This window comes from Microaerobacter geothermalis (assembly GCF_021608135.1).
Classification (GTDB): domain Bacteria; phylum Bacillota; class Bacilli; order DSM-22679; family DSM-22679; genus Microaerobacter; species Microaerobacter geothermalis.
Genome location: NZ_JAKIHL010000023.1, coordinates 18065 through 36554, shown reverse-complemented (window position 1 = coordinate 36554; position 18490 = coordinate 18065). Strand labels below are relative to the sequence as shown.

Annotated in this window: 17 protein-coding genes and 2 riboswitches; of the genes, 15 read left to right on the top strand and 2 right to left on the bottom strand. The window is 43.5% G+C overall.

Features of this window, described 5'->3' with window-relative positions:
* Positions 1-19: 19 nt before the first annotated feature.
* The 6 genes from L1765_RS09775 to L1765_RS09750 all read left to right on the top strand — a co-directional run bounded on the left by L1765_RS09775 (position 20) and on the right by L1765_RS09750 (position 6166).
* Positions 20-1915 (top strand): glycoside hydrolase family 15 protein, encoded by a 1896-nt coding sequence (locus L1765_RS09775; protein ID WP_236406730.1) that lies wholly within the window; start codon positions 20-22, stop codon positions 1913-1915.
* Positions 1916-1941: 26 nt separating this feature from the next.
* Positions 1942-2916: a PfkB family carbohydrate kinase gene (locus tag L1765_RS09770; RefSeq protein ID WP_236406728.1), complete on the top strand. Its 975-nt coding sequence runs from the start codon at positions 1942-1944 to the stop codon at positions 2914-2916.
* A 19-nt stretch (positions 2917-2935) separates the two neighbouring features.
* A riboswitch (TPP riboswitch) is annotated at positions 2936-3047 on the top strand.
* A gap of 124 nt (positions 3048-3171) precedes the next feature.
* Positions 3172-3462, top strand: coding sequence for a thiamine-binding protein (locus L1765_RS09765; RefSeq protein WP_268928834.1), 291 nt, complete (start codon positions 3172-3174; stop codon positions 3460-3462).
* Positions 3463-3535: 73 nt separating this feature from the next.
* The gene (locus L1765_RS09760) at positions 3536-4222 is read left to right on the top strand and encodes an ABC transporter permease (RefSeq protein WP_407942249.1); all 687 of its coding nucleotides are present in this window, start codon (positions 3536-3538) and stop codon (positions 4220-4222) included.
* Positions 4223-4274: 52 nt separating this feature from the next.
* Positions 4275-5333 carry an ABC transporter substrate-binding protein gene (locus tag L1765_RS09755; protein ID WP_407942248.1) on the top strand — a complete coding sequence of 353 codons (1059 nt, stop codon included), beginning with the start codon at positions 4275-4277 and terminating at the stop codon, positions 5331-5333.
* A 53-nt stretch (positions 5334-5386) separates the two neighbouring features.
* A complete protein-coding gene (locus tag L1765_RS09750; RefSeq protein WP_236406725.1) occupies positions 5387-6166 on the top strand; it encodes an ABC transporter ATP-binding protein in 780 nt (259 codons plus the stop codon).
* 57 nt (positions 6167-6223) lie between these two features.
* On the opposite strand, the gene L1765_RS09745 is transcribed toward L1765_RS09750, so the two are convergent.
* On the bottom strand, positions 6224-6412 hold the full coding sequence (locus L1765_RS09745) for an FmdB family zinc ribbon protein (RefSeq protein WP_236406724.1): 189 nt from the start codon (positions 6410-6412) through the stop codon (positions 6224-6226).
* A gap of 189 nt (positions 6413-6601) precedes the next feature.
* Between L1765_RS09745 and L1765_RS09740 the strand changes: the two genes are divergently transcribed.
* The 3 genes from L1765_RS09740 (at position 6602) to L1765_RS09730 (ending at position 8848) form a co-directional block, all read left to right on the top strand.
* Complete coding sequence (locus L1765_RS09740) at positions 6602-7243, top strand: thiamine diphosphokinase (RefSeq protein WP_236406722.1); 642 nt, start codon at positions 6602-6604, stop codon at positions 7241-7243.
* Between the two features lie 13 nt (positions 7244-7256).
* Complete coding sequence (locus L1765_RS09735) at positions 7257-7628, top strand: hypothetical protein (RefSeq protein ID WP_236406720.1); 372 nt, start codon at positions 7257-7259, stop codon at positions 7626-7628.
* Positions 7629-7858: 230 nt separating this feature from the next.
* Complete coding sequence (locus tag L1765_RS09730; RefSeq protein WP_236406719.1) at positions 7859-8848, top strand: DMT family transporter; 990 nt, start codon at positions 7859-7861, stop codon at positions 8846-8848.
* Positions 8849-8995: 147 nt separating this feature from the next.
* Here L1765_RS09730 and acnA read toward each other — a convergent pair whose 3' ends face one another.
* Positions 8996-11716 (bottom strand): aconitate hydratase AcnA, encoded by a 2721-nt coding sequence (acnA, locus tag L1765_RS09725; protein WP_236406716.1) that lies wholly within the window; start codon positions 11714-11716, stop codon positions 8996-8998.
* 429 nt (positions 11717-12145) lie between these two features.
* Here acnA and L1765_RS09720 point away from each other — a divergent pair, with 429 nt between their 5' ends.
* From L1765_RS09720 to L1765_RS09695, 6 genes are all read left to right on the top strand, one after another.
* A complete protein-coding gene (locus L1765_RS09720) occupies positions 12146-12889 on the top strand; it encodes an IclR family transcriptional regulator (RefSeq protein ID WP_236406713.1) in 744 nt (247 codons plus the stop codon).
* 178 nt (positions 12890-13067) lie between these two features.
* The gene (gene cysK, locus L1765_RS09715) at positions 13068-14000 is read left to right on the top strand and encodes a cysteine synthase A (RefSeq protein ID WP_236406711.1); all 933 of its coding nucleotides are present in this window, start codon (positions 13068-13070) and stop codon (positions 13998-14000) included.
* 414 nt (positions 14001-14414) lie between these two features.
* The gene (cysK, locus tag L1765_RS09710) at positions 14415-15347 is read left to right on the top strand and encodes a cysteine synthase A (protein ID WP_236406708.1); all 933 of its coding nucleotides are present in this window, start codon (positions 14415-14417) and stop codon (positions 15345-15347) included.
* A gap of 23 nt (positions 15348-15370) precedes the next feature.
* A riboswitch (SAM riboswitch) is annotated at positions 15371-15484 on the top strand.
* Positions 15485-15565: 81 nt separating this feature from the next.
* Positions 15566-17179, top strand: coding sequence for a nitrite/sulfite reductase (locus L1765_RS09705; protein ID WP_236406705.1), 1614 nt, complete (start codon positions 15566-15568; stop codon positions 17177-17179).
* Between the two features lie 30 nt (positions 17180-17209).
* Positions 17210-17413: a DUF3906 family protein gene (locus L1765_RS09700; protein WP_236406703.1), complete on the top strand. Its 204-nt coding sequence runs from the start codon at positions 17210-17212 to the stop codon at positions 17411-17413.
* On the top strand, positions 17410-18489 hold the full coding sequence (locus L1765_RS09695) for an inorganic phosphate transporter (protein WP_236406702.1): 1080 nt from the start codon (positions 17410-17412) through the stop codon (positions 18487-18489). Before L1765_RS09700 ends, L1765_RS09695 begins: the two co-directional genes overlap by 4 nt.
* The last annotated feature ends 1 nt before the right edge of the window (position 18490 follow it).

Below are 18490 nucleotides of genomic sequence, written 5' to 3'. Positions count from 1 at the left end.
AAATGATGGAGGAAGAGTTATGCCGTTCTATGTAGAAATCGATGAAGATAATCATGTTCCTTTGGGGAATGGGAACGTCTTGGTGTGGATGAGACATGACCTGAAGAACCGGGCTATGGATTGGTTAAAACAAATTTATTATCCGGATTATGATCTTTCCTCTTATCTTCTCAGCGAAGATGGGGTCCAGATATTTATAAAAGATAAAGGTGAAAAAGTCTGTTATGATCCTCTCGGTTTGATTCAGGATCATTCCGGTCAGTTGGGTGAACCAATCAGTATCGAAGATACGAGATTTTTACCGGATTCCGGGATATACCAGGTAACCAGCCGGAAGGGAAATACCGTGGTTCAATCTGAAACCTGGGTACCTGTTGATAAGAGTGGGGTAGTAAAAGAATTTCGTATTCGTACGGTGAAAGGGAACGGGACGGAAGTGATCGTATATCCTTCCATCCACTTAATTAATGTGGTGAACCGGTACGAACACATCTATGTGTCCCGGAAAGAAGAGAATTGTTGGTTGGCTGTGACGGTACCGGATGCCATTTATTCCAATTCCGGCGACAGGGAAAAAGTGATTAGAGGAACCAATTTTGCCGTTGCTGAACACGGCAGCCGCCCCCTGCACGTCACATGGAAAGTGGAAAGAACGGTGAAAGAAGGTGAGTGGTCTGACCCCTGTGAGGTTGTGATTGCCATGGGAAGCAGCGAACAGGACGCTGTACAGCAGTTAAATCTACTGGTCAATGAACGGATCACGGAAAAAGAAAGGGTTCGCTGTGACTGGGAAACTTGGTTGGAGAACGGGGTACAAATTACCGGTAAGGACCCCAAATGGCAATACTACTGGAATACCTCCCTCCGCCTATTGAGGACCTCGATTCAGCAGGACGGTTCTCCAATTATGGTGGGTTTTGCTCCCTATCAGGGAAACGTGTGGGTCAGGGACGGAGTTTGGATCATTGATACTCTGTTGAAAACAGGCCACATCAAAGAAGCGGTTCAAGGTTTGCGGAGAATTTGTTCTTTGCTGAAAAAACGACCCGACGGAAACTATTTTTTTGCTTATAACTGCAAATCAGGTGTTCCAAATGAACACTCTTTCGAAAATGATTCGCCGGGACTGTTGTTAATGTCCATTGCCCGATGTGTGTTGGAAAGCGGTTATCCCCAACTGTTAAATGAGTTGGAAGATGTGATTTTCCACTGTGTCACATGGATTGAAAAGAACCGGGATGACACGGGAATGATTGCACCCTGTGCCGGAATCTGGGAAACCTTTGGACATCATCTAAATGAGGAAAATGAACATATGGTATGGGCCAGCGGTGTAGCGGTATATGGATTAACTTTATTAGCGGATGTATGGAAAATTCATTCCCTGGGAATCGAGTATGAAGGAAAGCTGCGAAAACTGGCTGCAGATTTAAAGGAGTCAATACTGCAGCAGGCATGTAAAGATCATGTTTTGGTCCGCTCTGCCGAGACGGATCATTTGGACGCTTCTGCCCTGCTTTTTTTTACCGAACTGCCCATATTTGATGATAAACTGCTATTTTCATCTACCGTGAAGGCTGTGGAAGAACGGTTAGTCGATCCGTTCCTCGGAGGGGTATGGCGGCATGAGGATTTAACCACGGAGTGCGGAGATATGCGCCCCTGGCTTGGCTGTACCTTTTGGTTAATACAAGCTTATCATTTGCTTGGAGAATGGGATAAAGCCTGCCAACTGCTGAAGCGAGCGATGAATTATTCTACCCGCTGCGGATTATTTCCCGAATTGATGTATAGCTGTAATAAACCCAGGGGTATTGGGATGCCCAGCTACTCCCAATCCGGATTTATCCGCACGATGCTGCAGTTTGCCGGGGATCCGGAGAATCCGCTGGTGATAAAATTCAAAGGGAAATAAGACAAAGAAAAAAGGGTGTGCAAAGGATGAAAAAAGTAATCAGCTTTGGAGAAGCCTTGATTGATTTTGTCCCCACTGAAAATGGTTTTCCTTTATCCCAGGTGGAGAAGTTCAAAAGAGCACCCGGCGGAGCACCGGCCAATGTGGCAGTTGCCGTTGCCAAACTTGGTGGAAATAGCTATTTTGCCGGGAAAGTGGGGGATGATAGTTTCGGATATTTCTTGGCCTCTGTTTTTAAGGAACATGGGGTTCATACCGACTACCTCATTTTTTCGATGGAAGCAAAAACCGGCTTGGCTTTTGTTTCTTTAAAAGATGACGGAGAGCGGGATTTCCTTTTTTACCGGAATCCTTCGGCAGACCTTTTGTTTTCAGCCGAAGAAGTCAAACATTCGTGGTTTGAAGAGGGGGGAATTTTTCATTTTGGATCGAACACATTAACCTCCCCTGTGTGTAAAGAGGCGACGATAAAGGGAGTTCAATTAGCAAAAAAAGCCGGATTATTAATCAGTTTTGACCCCAACATCCGTCTTTCATTATGGCATGCTGCAGAAGAGGCAAGGAACGGTATTTGTTCGCTCTTATCAGCTGTTGATATTTTGAAGGTGAGTGAAGAGGAATGTCAATTTTTAATGGAAACAAAGGATGAGAGAGAGGCTGCCAATCGATTGTTGGGTAAAGGAGTTTCTTTGGTTATTGTGACCAAAGGAAGAGAAGGAGCCACCTATTACACGAAAGAGATTTCTGGCGAAATTCCGATACCCTGTGTTGAAGTTGTTGATACCACGGGTGCGGGGGATGCTTTTGTTGGGGGGCTATTATACCAGCTTTCCTTATCAGATATTAATAAAAGAAACATTGATGTTTTATTAGGAGATCGTGACCGATTGGAATTTATGATTCGGTTTTCCAATATCTGCGGGGGGATTACCGTCACCGGAAGAGGAGCGATCCCTTCCCTGCCAACGATTGAAGAGGTTTACAAACTTTTGACCAATTGATATAGTATTAATTGATAACAGAATAAGGTTGGGGAGCTGGAAGAAGCCGGCTGAGAGGGTACCGTATTGTACCGACCCATGAACCTGATCTGGGTAATGCCAGCGGAGGGAAGAACCGTGGTGAGTTTTTTTCATCCCATGGTGATGATGTATTCCAGAGCTGCCTTACGGCAGTTTTTTTATTAGCCTCGAAGCAGATATTAATCGCTACTTGGCCATGTAGCTAACCATAGACTTCAGAAAGGAGGGATATCGTTGCCGGTTGTGAATGTTGGTTTTCAAGTTTTGCCTAAGGTGCCTGATGGAGATACCTACCCGGTTGTGGATAAAGCCATTGAAGTTGTGCAGAAATCAGGTGTGAAACATGAGGTTGGAGCAATGGAGACGGTCATGGAAGGGGATTTGGACCTCCTTTTGGATATCGTAAAAAAAGCCCAAGAGGCATGCATTAAAGCCGGGGCAACTGAAGTGATGACCCATATAAAAATTCATTACCGTCCTGAAGGGGTAACCATCGATGAGAAGTTGGCTAAATATCGGAAGTAAGAGATGGGGTTCTATTTTTCTTCCCAGCTTTTCACTTCTTGTTCTTTTGTTTATTTGGGAAATAGTGGTTAACATGACCAAAATAGAAAAATGGATACTTCCCAGCCCCACGATCATTGCACAATCCCTTTGGCAAGCAAGGGAATTAATCTGGCAGCATACCATTCAAACGTTGTATGAAACTGTCCTTGGACTGGGGATTGCTATCGCAGCGGGCATAGCCATCGCTACCCTTATGGATCTTTCAACATGGTTAAGAAAAGCGGTATATCCCCTATTGGTCATCTCCCAAACGATCCCGATTATTGCGGTGGCTCCGTTATTTCTCATTTGGTTTGGATATGGATTGGCACCAAAGGTTATTGTGGTGGCTCTTGTTTGTTTCTTTCCAATCACGGTAAACTTAGCAGACGGATACCGTATGGTGGATCGGGAGATGGTGCGGTTGATGTCATCACTGGGGGCTAGCCGCGGACAGATTTTTCGCATGGTAAAATTACCTAGTGCTCTCCCTTTCTTTTTCTCTGGACTGAGGATTGCCGGGACTTACAGCGTCATGGGAGCAGTGATCGGAGAATGGCTGGGGGCCAGTCGGGGATTGGGGATATTTATGACCCGATCGTCCCAATCTTTTCTGACAGAGAGAGTATTTGCCGCCATAGTGGTAATCACCCTTTTAAGTTTATGGATATTTGCTCTGATTGAATTGTTGGCTAGACTGACAATGCCGTGGCACTACCAACAACAAGAAGAAAGATAATTCTTCATCTATAGACAAGTGATTAGAGAAAAAATTTTGGAGGGGAATGGACATGTTAAAAAGTTGGTTAACGGAAAATAAACGGATATCCGTAACATTGCTTTTTGTTTTTCTGCTTATTTTTGCTTTGATTCTTACAGGTTGCGCACAAAAGAATGAAGGGGGACAGAATCAGGAGAAGGCTACTGAAGAAACTGCAAAACAAGAACTGCAAAAAGTTACAGTCATGCTGGATTGGTTCCCCAATACCAACCATTCCGGTTTGTATGTAGCGAAGGATAAGGGTTTTTATGAAGAACAGGGACTGGATGTGGAAATTGTTCAACCTGGTGAAGGAAGCACTGCAGACCAATTGGTGGCAGCAGGAAAAGCTGATTTCGGGATCAGTTATCAGGAAGGGGTTACGCAAGCCAGAGCAAATGATATTCCTTTAGTATCGATTGCTGCCATTATCCAACATAATACTTCGGCCTTCGCATCCCTGAAAGAGGCCCAAATTACTTCTCCCAAAGATTTTGAAGGAAAACGGTACGGCGGTTGGGGATCCCCTGTGGAAGAAGCGGTATTAAAGGCCGTGATGGAAAAAGCAGGTGCTGATTTTTCTAAATTGGAAAATGTCACTTTGGGAGCAACAGATTTCTTCACGTCAATCGGTAGAGATGCCGATTTTGAATGGATTTATTACGGTTGGGACGGAGTAGAGGCTGAGCGTCGTGGAATTGATCTCAATTTCATTATGCTAAAAGATTTAGATCCTGCTTTGGATTATTATACTCCAGTCATTGTCACCAATGAACAGCATGTAGCTGAACAGAAAGATTTGGTGAAGAAGTTTATGGCTGCCACTGCAAAGGGATATGATTTTGCCATTCAAAACCCAAGTGAAGCGGCTGATATTTTGTTAAAAAATGCTCCGGAGTTAAATGCCGACTTAGTGAAGGCAAGTCAAGGGTGGCTAAGTGAAAAATACCAGGATGATGCCGAACAATGGGGAATACAAAAGACTCAAGTTTGGGAAAGGTATGCCCAATGGATGTATGACCGGCAGTTGATTCCTAAGATGATTGAGGCCGACAAATCCTTTACCAACGAGTTTTTACCAGGGAAATAATACACGGGGTGAATCATTTAGAAGGCCAGGATCTTGAGAGAGGGGAGGATTCCGTGGGAAAGCTTGAAGTTCATGGGGTAAACAAAGCTTTTCAAGGCAAAGGGAAATCACGGCTTGTTGTCGTAAGCGACGTATCTCTTACCGTAGATCAAGGGGAATTTGTCAGTATCATAGGACCCAGCGGCTGTGGAAAAAGCACACTATTGGATATGGTGGCAGGGTTAACGGCTCCTGATGAAGGAAATATTCTCTTTGATGGCAGATCCATCGTTGGGAAAAAAGGAATGGTCAGCTATATGCCCCAAAAGGACGTTTTATTTCCTTGGAGAACCATCCTGGAGAATGTGATCGTTCCAATGGAAATACAGGGTGTAAAAAAAATAGCCGCAAAAGAAGAAGCTTTGTCCTATTTTCCCCTCTTTGGATTGGAGAAATTTGCCGAAAGCTATCCCCATGTCTTGTCAGGCGGAATGAGACAACGGGCATCATTTCTCAGAACCTTTCTTTGCAAAAAAGAACTGATGCTTCTGGATGAACCCTTTGGCAAGCTGGACGCCATGACCCGAATGCATATACAGCAGTGGCTACTCAAGATGTGGCAAACGTTTAAGCATTCCATACTATTTGTTACCCATGATGTGGATGAGGCCATATTGCTTTCCGATCGAGTATACGTGATGTCCCCCAGGCCTGGGAGAATATTAGCAGAAGTTAAAATACCTCTTCCAAGACCAAGGCAGCCAAAATTAACAACAGATCCAAGTTTTAGTCTAATCAAAACAGAACTGCTTCAGATCCTGGAGGAAGGGGTATTTTCTAAGACCATTGATTAATGTCAATGGTTATTTTTTTAAAAAAATAGGCATCCAGCCTATTTCAGACTAGGATGCTCAGGTAAATCCGCCATTTCCGCAGGAAGGGGCAGAGGATGATACTTTTCCATAAATTTTTCCGGAAAATTTACGTTCAATCTCCCTACTGTCGCAATTCGGACAAGTGACAAGGGCGGAGTTGCCCGTAGAAACTAGTTCTTCAAACTCTTTTTTACATTTACTACAGACATAACTATATAAGGGCATCTGATTCCCTCCCTTCTTTTCCGGTAAAGATTACTACCCTACAGGGTATTTAATCTATATTTTAATCTGTTGCTTTACGATTTTCAAGATCGCAATAACCAACTTTACAACGGGTAATTCTATCAATATAATACAAGCATCAAATGGCAAATATTCATTTGAAAGAGTTTTCGGGAAGGGGGATTCTGCTTGAGAAATCGTCGGATCTTAATTTTTACCGGAGGAAATTTGGGTGAATGGGCATTAAAGGAGATCAAACCTGACGATGTTCTCTTTGGCGTTGACCGTGGAGCATATTTTCTTGTTCAGCATAAGATACAACCTGATTTGGCTATGGGGGACTTTGATTCGGTAACTGAGCAAGAGCGGGAAGAAATTGCACAGAAAAGTAAAGAGATGTGGGCTTGCGATCCTGTTATAAAAGATGAAACAGATACTGAGCTGGCAGTTCAGTGGGCAATTAAGCGGGAGCCCTCAGAAATCATGATCATTGGCGGGCTGGGTACTCGCTTTGACCATACCTTGGCCAACGTTCACCTGCTATTGACGGCATTGCAAAAAGGGATTCCCTGCCTTATCGTGGATGAATATAATGTGATAATGCTTGTGGATCGCTATGTTGAAATTGAACAAGATCACTTCTCCCACATTTCACTTTTGCCTTTAAGCTGGGAAGTGACCGGAATCACGTTGGAGGGGTTCCAATATCCCCTGAACCAGGCTTCTCTATCAATCGGCCATTCCCTTGGAATTAGCAATGTGTTAAAAGAAAAAGTAGGAAGGATTTATGTGGAATCCGGCTATCTATTAGTAATAAAATCTAAGGATTAAAGGAGATTTTTTAATGAGACGTATATTGGCCTATTCGATGTTTATGTCCTTTACCATGGGGTTTGTCCATGTTCCAATTATAGGGAACCCCTTGCTCACCTACATCATCGGATTTGTATGGAGTCTGATCTGGCTGGCCTTTTATATAAAAGAAGGGAAATGGGAATGGTTTGTTTCCAGTGTATTGACATGGCAAGCCATTGGACTTGTTTATGGGCTATCTGGACACAACTTGACCCAACTTGTTGAAAGCGTGGGCATCATCGTTAGCTTTTCATTTGGTATCAATGCATTCATCTCTCTATTCACATCCCATCCATTTACCATTTTGTTTACGAGAAATATTCAATCTTCAGGTGAAGGTTTTTCTCTTCGTCTCCATTGAAAGGTAACGGTAATTTGGTTTCTTATCATTATTATAAATGGGCTTTCCAGCTATTGGCTGGAATACAGTTTTCATATTCATTCCGCCTTGTATTCCATGACGATTGTATTGGTTAGTGTCATTTCTGTGAAAAGGTTTTTTAGGTCAAAAATCGTCTATTCCCGAAAGTTGGGAACGGAAGAGGGATGAAATTAAGTTCTGGATCATGTATACTTATTTAGAGAGACGAAATGACTTGGTATATACTAAATGCTTCTGTAGAAATTAAATTTTTACAGCAGCAGATTAACCGAGTGAAGGAGAGAAAAATGATGCCGTTAAGATTATATGGGGTACTTGGCTTGCTCAGCCTCATCTGGGGAAGCTCTTTCTTGTTTATTAAAATCTTGTTGGAAGACTTTGGTCCATGGTCTGTTGCTTCACTTCGTTCTTTATTTGGGGCCCTGGCGATTGCAATCATTATTCTGCTACAAAAAGAAAAAATGAAGTTAAAAGAGATCCCTTGGGGGATTTTGCTGATAGTTGGCTTGCTTAATTCTGCTCTTCCCTGGACGTTCATTGGGATGGGAGAAACAAGAATCAGCAGCGGGATGGCTTCTATAGCCAATGCTTCTACCCCAATCTTAACGATGCTTGTGGGACTTCTATTGTTTAAAATATCCCTTAACTCATATCAGTGGATTGGAATGGGGATTGGTTTTATAGGTATTCTTATTTTGGTTGGACTGGATGTATTTACAAATACTGATGTTGATCGGACAGGAATTTTGCTTGTGATGTTGGCATCCCTTTGCTATGCTTTTTCATCCCAATTAAGCAAAAGGTATCTACAGAGTATATCCGTTTCCTATATCAGTATGATTACTCTTTTCGCCGGAGCTTTTTTTAGTGGTATTCTTGCGTTGGTTTCAGAACCGATTCACTGGAGTAATTTGTTTATTACCAAGAATTTTCTTTCATTTATCGGGTTAGGTGTGGTAGGATCAGGAATTGCTTATATGTTCTTTTACTATATTATTCAAGAGGGAAGTGCCGAGTTTGCAACGACCGTAACATATTTGGTTCCATTCACTGCTCTCCTATGGGGATGGCTTCTGTTGGGAGAAAGTATTTTTCTCTCTGCGATCTTAGGGCTGGTTATGATTTTGAGTGGAGTTTATATTTCCGGGAGAAAGACAGGGGTGCTGGTGAAGTCTATGAGGGAAGCAAGGAAGTTTTAGGATGAACTTTTTCCAATGTATAGGATGAAAAGGTTAAAATATTAGATTGTGGATGTAGTTATGAGAAATCCCTGTCCAGTGAGGACAGGGATTTTATTTTATTTGAGTCAAGGGCTTATTTAGCTGGACTTTGGTTGGGTAAGGTGATTATTTTACTTCTTCGTTGATAATTTGACGCAATACCATCTGCAGAATACCGCCATTTCGATAGTAGTCGATATCAACCAGACTATCCAAGCGGACGATGGTGTCAAATTCGAAGAAAGTGCCGTCAGGACGGGTTGCCCGGACTTTTAAGGTTTGACCAGGTTGAATGTCATCATTTAGGCCAAGAATATCAAAGGTTTCTTCACCGGTAATGCCTAGGGACTTCCAGCTGGCTCCATCTGTAAATTGTAATGGAAGAACACCCATGCCAACCAGGTTACTGCGGTGAATACGCTCGAAGCTTTCAGCTATAACCGCTTTTACTCCCAACAGATTGGTTCCTTTAGCTGCCCAGTCGCGGGAGCTTCCCGTACCATACTCTTTTCCGGCAAGTACAACCAGTGGTATGCCTTGTTCCTGATACTTCATGGAGGCATCGTAAATTGGCATCAGTTCACCAGTTGGCAAGTATTTGGTTATACCGCCCTCTGTTCCGGGCGCCATCTGATTGCGGATACGAATATTGGCAAAAGTACCGCGCATCATCACTTCATGGTTTCCACGGCGGGAACCGTAGGAATTGAAATCTTTTTTATCCACACCATGTTCTTTCAAATATAACCCTGCGGGACTGCTTTCTTTGATACTTCCCGCTGGGGAGATATGATCAGTTGTAATGGAATCTCCCAGTAACGCAAGGGTTTTTGCACCTTTAATCTCTTTGATTGGTTCCACATCTGGTGATAAGCCAACGAAGAAAGGTGGTTCCTGAATATAGGTGGAATTCTTATCCCATTCATACCGTTCTCCTTCTGAGACGGGGATGGCATTCCATTTTTCATTGGCGGTAAATACCTGACCGTACTGTTTCCGGAATAATTCAGGATCCATGGCAGATTTAAGAGCTTCTTTTAATTCATCGGATGTTGGCCAGATATCTTTTAAATAAACCGGTTCATTTTTATCGTTATAGCCAATAGGTTCTGTGGCTAAATCAATATCAACGGTGCCTGCTAAAGCATATGCAACAACAAGGGGTGGAGAAGCAAGATAGTTTGCCTTTACCTGAGCATGGACCCGTCCTTCAAAGTTACGGTTACCGCTGATGACGGCAGAAACGGTTAGATCATTCTCGTCAATGGCTTTGCTTACTTCATCAGGAAGCGGCCCACTGTTTCCGATACAGGTTGCACATCCATAACCGGCAACGTGGAAACCGAGAGCTTCTAAATATGGGAGAAGTCCAGTATTCACCAGATAATCAGTGACGACCTTGGAACCAGGTGTTAAACTGCTCTTTACGTAAGCTGGTTTGCGCAGTCCTTTTTCCACCGCCTTCTTGGCAACGATACCCGCTCCAAGCATGACGGATGGATTGGAAGTGTTGGTACAGCTTGTGATAGCGGCAATCACAACAGAGCCGGTTCCCAACTTTGTGGTTTCACCATTGGGATGGGTCACTTCCACAGACTTGTTAATCTTATCTTCAGACATACCATATCCGCCCTTATCGACAGGAGCGCGGAGAGCTGTATTAAAGGCTTCCTTCATTTTGCTCAATTCCACACGGTCTTGAGGACGCTTTGGACCGGCAAGACTGGGCACAATCGTAGACAGATCTAGTTCAATGGTATCTGAGAAAACGGGATCGGGAGTGGCATCGGTACGGAATAATCCTTGGGCTTTATAATAAGCTTCCACCAGTTGAACAAGCCCTTCATCCCGTCCGGTGCTTCTCAAGTAGTTTAAGGTTTCACTGTCTACAGGGAAGAATCCCATGGTAGCCCCATATTCAGGTGCCATATTGGCTACTGTGGCACGGTCGGCCAGGCTGATATTGCTTAATCCAGGTCCATAGAATTCAACAAATTTACCAACGACGCCTTTTTTCCGTAAAATATTGGTTACGGTTAAGGCCAAATCCGTGGCAGTGGCCCCTTCAGGAAGGCTCCCTGTCAACTTAAAGCCAACGACCTCCGGTGTGACGAAATAAAGGGGCTGCCCCAGCATACCCGCTTCCGCTTCGATTCCCCCAACGCCCCAACCAACAACACCTAAACCATTAATCATGGTAGTATGGGAATCTGTTCCAACAAGGGAATCAGGAAAAACTTCAGTTTCGCTGTCTACCTTTCGCGTTGCTGCTACGGTTGCCAAATATTCCAGATTTACTTGGTGAACAATACCAGTAGCCGGAGGAACAGCGCGGAAATTATCAAATGCATTTTGCGCCCAGCGAAGCAGGCGGTAGCGCTCTTCATTCCGTTCAAATTCTATATCCATGTTGTATTGTAGGGCATCGGGTGTTCCGAATTTGTCAACCATGACAGAGTGGTCGATTACCAGGTCAACGGGAATCAATGGATTAATCCGGCTTGGATTACCCCCTGCGCGATGCATGGCTTCCCTTAAAGCAGCTAAATCAACCACGGCAGGAACACCAGTGAAGTCTTGAAGCACAATTCGTGCCGGTTTAAAGGGAACTTCCTGATTTTCATCCCGGCCTTCTGTCCAGTTTGCCAATTTTTTTACATGTTCCTCTGTAATTGCCCGACCATCGTATTGACGTACGGCAGCTTCTAGAAGAACTTTAATCGTGAATGGCAGTTTGGATACGGGACCAATTCCTTGCTCTTCCAGTTTGCTTAATTGGTAGTATTGGTAGGATTGGTCTCCTACTTTTAGTTCAGTACGCACAGAGAAATGATCTTTCTTTGTCAAACCCAATTACCTCCTCTTCTTCCTGTTTCCAAGGTTTGAAATTGCCTCTTTTTGTTTCATCTAGTGAAACCAGGTTTCTTTTATCACTATCATTATACCGATTTTCCGCAAAAACGTAAAATAAATTTTCCTCTTTTTTTCATAAGATTTTTTATACATTGAGCCATTTGAGTATATTCTTTACTATGTTTTCTTTTTCATTTCATCTTTGATAATTTTTGTTGGGTGGGATATAATTTAAATAGTGAAAATTAGTTTCATATAATGAAACTAATTTTGTGATCTGTATCTGTTCCGTTTCGAGGCAAAAGAACGGAGCTATCAAAAACATCTGGGTATTTCAAAGATGGAGTTAGTTTGACGGCTTATTCCTGCTCTTTAGCCCCAACGTTATATAATAATTTACAATTTTTCTGGTGGTGATAGAATTTGGAAGATAAAAAAATAACGGTTAGAGCTGTGGAGAGAGCGTTGGATATTTTGCTTTGTTTTGTTCATTCCAATGAGATGAGTTTGACCGACATTGCACAGCAAACTTCTTTAAATAAAAGTACCGTTTATCGTCTTTTGGCATCATTGGAAGGGAAAGGTTTTCTGATGAGAGACCCGGGAACGGAAAAATACAGATTAGGATTTCGAATTTGGGAGTTATCGGCCAATTTGACCCAGGCGGCGGACCCTGCGATGATACTTCTTCCCGAATTGGAGAAACTGCGTGATTCACTCGGTGAGACGATCAGTCTGTACGTAAGGGATGGAATGGAACGTATTCGAATACAAGCGGTGGAAAGCAATCAATCCATCAGACGGGTGGCTCCCATTGGAGCCAGGATGTCACTGGCAGTTGGTGCTTCCAGTAAAGTGCTGATGTCTTATGCTGATCCGCATAGTCAAGAAGCGATATTAAATGATCCTTCATGGCCTGATTGGGTGGATAAGCGATTGTATAAAAAACAGTTGGAAGAAATCAAAGAAAAAGGTTATGCCACCAGTTTCGAGGAAAGGGAGCCCGGAGCAGCTGCTGTTGCGGTTCCTATATTGAACCGGTCTGGTCACTTGATCGCTGCTTTGTCCGTATCAGGTCCGTCCAGCCGTTTAACTCTGGATAAGATGGACAAGTTTCTCCCTGAAATCCTGGATGCGGCAAGCAGAATGGGAAAAATGGTAAAATAAATATGATTTATTCACATCTTTTTCAGAATTTATTCACTGCTTCTTCAGAATTACCGGTTAGGATAGGGTTAGTCTTGAATTGAAAGGAACCCGGAGCATCAAAATTTGACATGAATAAATTGAACTGGGTATAATTCAAGTAAATATTATCTATTTAGTTGGAATTGGAGGCGGTACTGTGCGTGTAGCAAATTCAATCATTGAACTTATTGGAGATACTCCTTTGGTAAAACTAAACCGTATCGTTGGAAAAGAAGATGCAGATGTTTATTTAAAGCTTGAGTTTTTTAATCCTGGGGGAAGTGTGAAAGACCGGATTGCCATGTCGATGATTGAACAGGCAGAGAAGGATGGGAAATTAAAGCCTGGGGACACCATTATTGAGCCAACCAGCGGTAATACTGGAATAGGTCTTGCCATGGTTGCAGCAGCCAAAGGCTACCGTGCCATTTTGGTCATGCCTGATACAATGAGCATGGAAAGAAGGAATTTGCTTCGGGCCTTTGGAGCAGAGCTTGTGCTGACACCAGGGGCTGAGGGAATGGGTGGAGCCATTCGCAAAGCGAAAGAACTGCTGGAACAAAATCCGGATTATTTTATGCCACAACAATTTGAAAACCCTGCCAATCCCAAGGTCCATCGGGAAACGACAGGGAAAGAATTGTTAAAACAGGTGGAGAAGATCGGCGGTATTGATGCCTTCATTTCTGGGATCGGGACAGGAGGAACAGTGACGGGAGCAGGGGAAGTACTGAAAGGAAAATATCCTGACATGCAGATTATTGCTGTTGAGCCTGCAGCATCCCCCGTTCTTTCTGGAGGAAAACCGGGTCCCCATAAAATTCAGGGGATTGGGGCAGGTTTTGTTCCTGCTATCTTAAATACGGAAATTTATGATGAAATCATCACTGTTGAAAATGAGGAAGCCTTTGAGGCAGCCAGGAGATTAGCCAAAGAAGAAGGGGTACTGGGTGGGATTTCATCCGGCGCTGCTACAGCAGCTGCATTAAAAATTGCCCGGCGCTTGGGTAAAGGGAAAAAAGTGGTGGCGGTCATTCCGGATAACGGGGAGCGCTATCTCAGTACACAGCTATTCCAATTTGAAGAATAATAGGTGCCTGGTACACCTCGAAATTTGTCGAAAGTTGTCAATATGCAGCATCCCACTGTGAAAGGTGTAGTGGGATGCTGCTTTTTCCTTTTTGACCAGTTTATACAATAAATCATAGTAAGTATATATAGGGTTGCTCGAAAATTTATATTGACGCTGATAAAAACTTAATGTTAAGATTCTTGAAAATTTGTTTTTAGGCTCTCCCATTAGAGAATCTATGAAGGGAATACAATTTTGTTTATGCTTTACAATCTGAAGATCTTTTAAAACGTCGTAGGCAAATACGGGAAAGATTTTTTTTTAAAAATAAATCCGACTAATCCTATAAAAATTAATGTTGACACGAAGAAATAATTAACATTATAATTCTGATTAATAAAATATAAATTTATAGGAATTGGAGGAAATGAAATGCGTGTTGCAAACACAATTACGGATCTTATCGGAAATACTCCCCTCGTGAAGTTAAACAGAATCGTGGGAAGTGAAGATGCGGATGTTTATTTAAAACTGGAGTTTTTCAATCCTGGAGGCAGCGTAAAAGACAGGATTGCTATTGCTATGATTGAAGCCGCTGAAAAGGAAGGGAAACTGAAGCCAGGAGATACCATCGTAGAACCTACCAGCGGAAATACCGGTATTGGTTTGGCCATGGTTGCTGCAGCAAAAGGATATCGCACGATTTTAGTGATGCCGGAAACGATGAGTATGGAAAGAAGAAACTTACTTCGGGCTTATGGAGCTGAACTGGTACTTACACCAGGACCAGAGGGAATGAAAGGGGCGATAAGGGTGGCTAATGAATTGTTGGAAGATCATCCCAATTATTTTATGCCCCAGCAGTTTGAAAACCCTGCGAATCCGCAAATACATCGCGATACGACCGGGCAGGAACTGTTAGAACAAGCAGCAGAAATCGGGGGGATTGACGCTTTTGTTTCCGGAATTGGAACAGGGGGAACCGTTACCGGGGCGGGAGAAGTGTTAAAGGAGAAATTTCCTCAGTTGCATATTGTTGCTGTAGAACCAGCTGCCTCCCCAGTTTTGTCTGGAGGACAACCAGGTCCTCACAAAATCCAGGGCATTGGTGCCGGATTCGTTCCTAAGATTTTAAACACCGAAATCTATGATGAAATTATTACCGTTGAGAATGATGAGGCCTTTGAAACTTCCAGGAGAATGGCTCGAGAAGAAGGTATTTTGGGAGGTATTTCCTCAGGAGCTGCAGTTTTTGCTGCATTAAAAATCGCCAAAAGATTGGGTATAGGTAAAAAAGTTGTTGCAGTAATACCCAGCAATGGTGAAAGGTATCTAACCACCCCATTATATCAATTTGACATTTAATCAATTCAGACCCAAATAATTTCCTCTTATCCAGAGAGGTGGAGGGACTGGCCCGATGATACCCGGCAACCTTCAAACAGCAGATCGTTTGAGATGGTGCCAATTCCTGCAGAATGAAATTTTCTGAGAGATAAGAGGAGGTGTGGAACAAAAGATCATCCCCCTTCTCACAGGGGGATTTTTGCATAAAAAGAATAACAAAACGGAGGTTATGCATAATGCAAAAATGGTTAAGGGATCAGGGCGAAAAATTAAACCAAGTAGAATTGATTAAATTAGAAAAAGATGGTTTGGATGTCATTCAGGATATTTATCGTTACGCGGAGACGGGATATGACTCCATCACTCCTGATGATATGAATCGATTCAAGTGGGCAGGGATTTATGAGCAAAAGCCGAAGGAAGGTTATTTCATGATGAGGGTAAGAATTCCTTCAGGAATTCTTAACTCAGAGCAGGCAAGGGTGCTGGCTTCCATTGCTGTGGACTATGGTCGAAATCTAGTGGATATTACCACCCGGCAGGCCGTTCAATTCCATTGGCTTCAGATACAAGACATGCCCGATATTTTTCAGCGCTTGAAAGAAGTGGGGTTGTCTTCTTTCGAGGCATGCGGGGATTGCCCGAGGACGATTGTCGGAAATCCCTTGGCTGGTTTGGATCCTTATGAGTTAATCGATACGAGGCCATTGGCCCAAGAATTAAACGATTATTTCTTGATGAACAGGGATTTTTCTAATTTGCCTCGCAAATACAAAATATCGATTTCATCGAGCATTTATAATGCTGGACATGCAGAAATTAACGATTTAGCCTTTACTCCGGCTGTAAAAGTGATTGATGGGGAAGAAGTGATTGGTTTCCATGTTTGGGTGGGAGGAGGACTTTCGGCCAAACCTTATCTGGCGAAGCAACTGGATGTATTTGTCAGACCGGAAGAGGTGGTGAAGGTGGCAGCGGCGGTTACAACCATCTTCCGCGACTACGGATATCGGGAAAAACGTCATCGTGCTCGCCTTAAATTTCTGGTGGCCGATTGGGGACCGGAAAAATTTTGTGAAAAACTGTTTGAGCTGACTGGAGAACTTCCAGGGCGGGGAGAGGACAAAATTATCGGTTGGAATGCCGGATATTTTACAGGAGTTCATCCGCAAAAACAAGAGGGCTTAAAATATGTGGGATTATCTGTGCCTGTAGGAAGGATGACAGCCGAAGAATTGGAGGAACTGGCCCGGTTGGCAGATAAATACGGGGACGGTTCTTTAAGAACCTGCAACTCTCAAAATATTGTGTTGGCCAACATTCCGGATCATCGGATAGAGAAACTGTTGCAGGAGAAGGTCCTCGAGCGGTTGACGCCATATCCTAGAAATTTTACGGCTTTCGCTGTTTCTTGTACCGGAAATGAATTTTGCAATCTGGCCTTGGTGGAAACCAAGGAAAGAATGAGACAGTTGGCTTATTTCCTAGATGAGAATATTGAACTGGATGAGCCAATCCGAATGCATATGGTAGGCTGCCCCAACTCCTGTGGACAGAGGCAGATCGCTGATATTGGATTTCAGGGTGTGCTGGTGAAAACCCCTCAAGGAATGAAGGACGCCTTTGAAATTTATATTGGTGGCACATTAGGCCCCAATGCTGTCTTTAATGAAAAGTTAAAAGGCCGGGTATTGGGGGATGACCTCGGCCGAGTGGTTATACAGTTGATTGCCTACTATAAGGAAGAGAAGCAACCAGGTGAGAAGTTTTATGACTTTTCCAAGAGAACAGGAATAAAACCTTTCCAGGAAAGGTTAGATCAAATATTATCACAGCTTCAACAAAGTTAAAACCAAACCAAAGGAAAGGATAGTCGTACGATGTTCCTGTATAAATTGGAAGTTCGATTTGCCGATGAATCTTGGGCAACGGTAGTCACGATTGCTGGAGATGATAGGCAGGCATTCGAAAGTGCTAATCATCAGCTTGAGTGTCATTACCTACCGCTTAAAAAAATAACTGAAATGGCAATGGTGGAGAAAAAACCGGCCAAAAAGGGACACGGGTATGTGATTGAACCATGATTTGGACATACATGGCATTCGGAGTAGCCCTGCTCTTTGCAATCAATATTGGAGCAAGTGGAACAGCGGCATCCATGGGAGCGGCTTATGGCGCTGGTGCCATTTCAAAAAGGACTGCCATGTATTTAGTTGCTTTGGCGGTATTTGCGGGTGCAGCCATCGGTGGAGGAGAAGTAGTCAGAACGATAGGAAAGGGGATCATTCCTTCTTCATTGTTAAATGTGGAAATCGTGGTGATCATTTTAATCTCAGCTACACTTACCCTGTTGATTGCCAATCTGTTGGGCATCCCCTTGTCAACCAGTGAGGTGACCGTTGGAGCAGTTGTAGGAGTGGGAGTCGCCTTTCAATCCCTTTACCTGCAGAATTTATTGGTCATCATCTCATTCTGGCTAATTATCCCGGTTGCCGCCTTTCTCCTTGCTCTTTTGTTTGGAAAGGGAATTATGGGACTGGAAAATCGATGGCCGCAACTGCGGGGACAGGGACGGTGGAAAAAGTGGCTGGCAATGCTTCTTGTAATTACAGGAACGATTGAAGCCTTTTCCGCAGGGATGAATAATGTGGCTAATGCAGTGGGCCCCCTTGTGGGGGCAGGAATCATGAATGTTACAACTGGAATCTGGGCGGGGGGCTTATTTGTGGCATTTGGGGCGATCCTTCTTGGAGGGAAAGTACTTGAAACCAATGGCAAAAAAATTACCCAACTTTCCATGCTTCAGGGAAGCGCCGTTTCTGCTACAGGGGGAATTTTGGTCATTATTGCTTCACTATTTGGGTTGCCCGTTCCCCTTACTCAGATCACTACCTCCGCTATTCTGGGGATTGGCACTGCCAATAGCGGGTTGGATCTGTGGAAGAAAAACGTGATTAAGCAAATCATGAAGGTGTGGATGGTGTCCCCGGTTTCTTCCCTGGCGGTTTCCTATACGCTGATCCACACGGTAGTATCTCCAGATCCATATATTGCTGTTGTCATTATCAGCATCATGATCGCTACGGCAGGATCCGTCAGTTTATCCCGGGCCATTCGCCGGGAAAAGAGCAGCATTTATGATGAAGGGGGAGGGATATAAG